2 protein-coding genes and 1 pseudogene are annotated in these 2,259 nt (G+C 70.9%); all 3 read left to right on the top strand.

The annotated features are described in order from the left end of the window. The coding region (fliI, locus tag G3N96_RS38435; RefSeq protein ID WP_206140468.1) for a flagellar protein export ATPase FliI at positions 1-1,336 on the top strand (1,336 nt) is incomplete at its 5' end. A 5-nt stretch (positions 1,337-1,341) separates the two neighbouring features. Further along, positions 1,342-1,800, top strand: a complete 459-nt coding sequence (gene fliJ, locus G3N96_RS38440; protein ID WP_206140469.1) for a flagellar export protein FliJ — start codon at positions 1,342-1,344, stop codon at positions 1,798-1,800. 31 nt (positions 1,801-1,831) lie between these two features. Further along, positions 1,832-2,259 (top strand): annotated as a pseudogene (locus tag G3N96_RS38445) (flagellar hook-length control protein FliK); the annotation flags it as partial.

The raw sequence follows: 2,259 nt of genomic DNA on the forward strand, positions 1-2,259 counted from the left end.
TGCGCGCAGCCAGCGCGCGCTGCCGCTGCGGCCGTGCGGGCGCCTGACGCGCGCGGCCGGCCTCGTGCTGGAAGCGATCGGGCTGCGCCTGTCGGTCGGCGCCGAATGCACGATCGAACTGCCGCCCGGCAGCACGCTGCCGCACGCGGAAGCGGAAGTCGTCGGCTTCGCCGGCGATCGCCTGTTCCTGATGCCGACCACCGACGTCGCGGGCGTGCTGCCCGGCGCACGCGTGTGGCCGCGCGAAAGCGCGCCCGTTGCCGATCCGCTCGCGGGCGCGAAGCGGCTGCCGGTCGGCTGGGAAATGCTCGGGCGCGTCGTCGACGCGTCCGGCCGCCCGCTCGACGGCCTCGGCCCGCTCGCGTCGAAGGTCGACGCGCCGCTGTCGGCGCCGTCGATCAACCCGCTCGAGCGCGAACCGATCCACCACGTGCTCGACGTCGGCGTGCGCGCGATCAACGCGCTGCTCACCGTCGGCCGCGGGCAGCGGATGGGCCTGTTCGCGGGCTCCGGCGTCGGCAAGTCGGTGCTGCTCGGCACGATGGCGCGCTATACGAGCGCGGAAGTGATCGTGATCGGGCTGATCGGCGAACGCGGCCGCGAAGTGAAGGAATTCATCGAACAGATCCTCGGCGAGGACGGGCTCGCACGCTCGGTGGTCGTCGCGGCGCCGGCCGATGTGTCGCCGCTGCTGCGGATGCAGGGCGCGGCCTACGCGACGTCGCTCGCCGAGTATTTCCGCGACCAGGGCAAGCACGTGCTGCTGCTGATGGATTCGCTCACGCGCTATGCGATGGCGCAGCGCGAGATCGCGCTGGCGATCGGCGAGCCGCCCGCGACGAAGGGCTACCCGCCGTCGGTGTTCGCGAAGCTGCCCGCGCTCGTCGAGCGCACCGGCAACGGGCCGGAGGGCGGCGGCTCGATCACCGCGTTCTACACGGTGCTGACCGAAGGCGACGACCAGCAGGACCCGATCGCCGATTCGGCGCGCGCGATCCTCGACGGCCACGTCGTGCTGTCGCGCGCGCTCGCCGAGGCCGGCCACTATCCGGCGATCGACATCGAGGCGTCGATCAGCCGCGCGATGACCGCGCTGATCGACGAAACGCACCTCGACCACGTCCGGCAGTTCAAGCAGATGCTGTCGCGCTACCAGCGCAATCGCGACCTGATCGCCGTCGGCGCGTACGCGCCCGGCCGCGACGCGCAGCTCGACCGCGCGATCGCGCTCTATCCGCGCATCGAGGCGTTCCTGCAGCAGGGCTTTCGCGAATGCGCGCCGTTCGCGTCGAGCCTCGCCGGGCTCGATGCACTGTTCGACGCTTACGGAGGCTGATCCCGATGGCACACGGCTTTCCCCTTCAGTTGCTGCTCGACCGCGCGCAGGAAGATCTCGACTCCGCGACGAAGCAGCTCGGCACCGCGCAGCGCGACCGCACCGCGGCCGCCGAGCAGCTCGACGCGCTGCTGCGCTACCGCGACGAATACCACGCGCGCTTCTCGCAATCCGCGCAGCACGGGATGCCGGCCGGCAACTGGCGCAATTTCCAGGCGTTCATCGATACGCTCGACGCCGCGATCGCGCAGCAGCGCAGCGTGCTTGCCGCGGCCGACGTCCGTATCGACGAAGCCCGCCCGAACTGGCAAAACAAGAAACGCACCGTCGGCTCGTTCGAAATCCTGCAGGCGCGCGGCGTCGCGCAGGAAGCGAAGCGCGACGCCCGGCGCGAGCAGCGCGACGCCGACGAACACGCCGCGAAGATCCTGCGCATGCGGGCCGACGCGGCCCGTTCGTCGTAACCGACCACCGCATTCGAACGAGAGAACCGACATGCCTCCCCTGCCCCTGCTCGGCGCGTTGCTCGACACCGCCGGCACCGCACTCAAGGCCGCCCGCGGCACGGGTGCGTCCAGCGCCGCCGGCAACGATGCCGCGACCGCGACGACCGCCGTGCCGTTCGCGCAGACGCTGAAGCAAAGCGTCGCCACGCGTCGCGATGCGTCGAATTCCGGCGTGCCGGATGCGTCGACGCAACAGGCTTCGTCGAAGCCGGCCGCCGGCACGAAGCCGTCCGCCGCCGAAGACGACGACACGACCGACGATACGACCACGAAAGCCGCCACCAACCCCGACGCCGCGCGCACCGCTACCTGGTATTTCGATTTCGTTTCGCCGTTCGCCTACCTGCAGCAGGAACAATTCGAGCGGTTACCGGCCGCCGCCGCGTTCGAGCCGAAGCCCATCGTGCTCGGCGCACT

Source organism: Burkholderia sp. Se-20373, assembly GCF_017104705.1.
Lineage (GTDB): Bacteria > Pseudomonadota > Gammaproteobacteria > Burkholderiales > Burkholderiaceae > Burkholderia.

Excerpts from the sequence above, each read along its gene's own strand:
- fliJ (WP_206140469.1), top strand. The coding sequence starts at position 1,342 with ATGGCACACGGCTTTCCCCTTCAGTTGCTGCTCGACCGCGCGCAGGAA.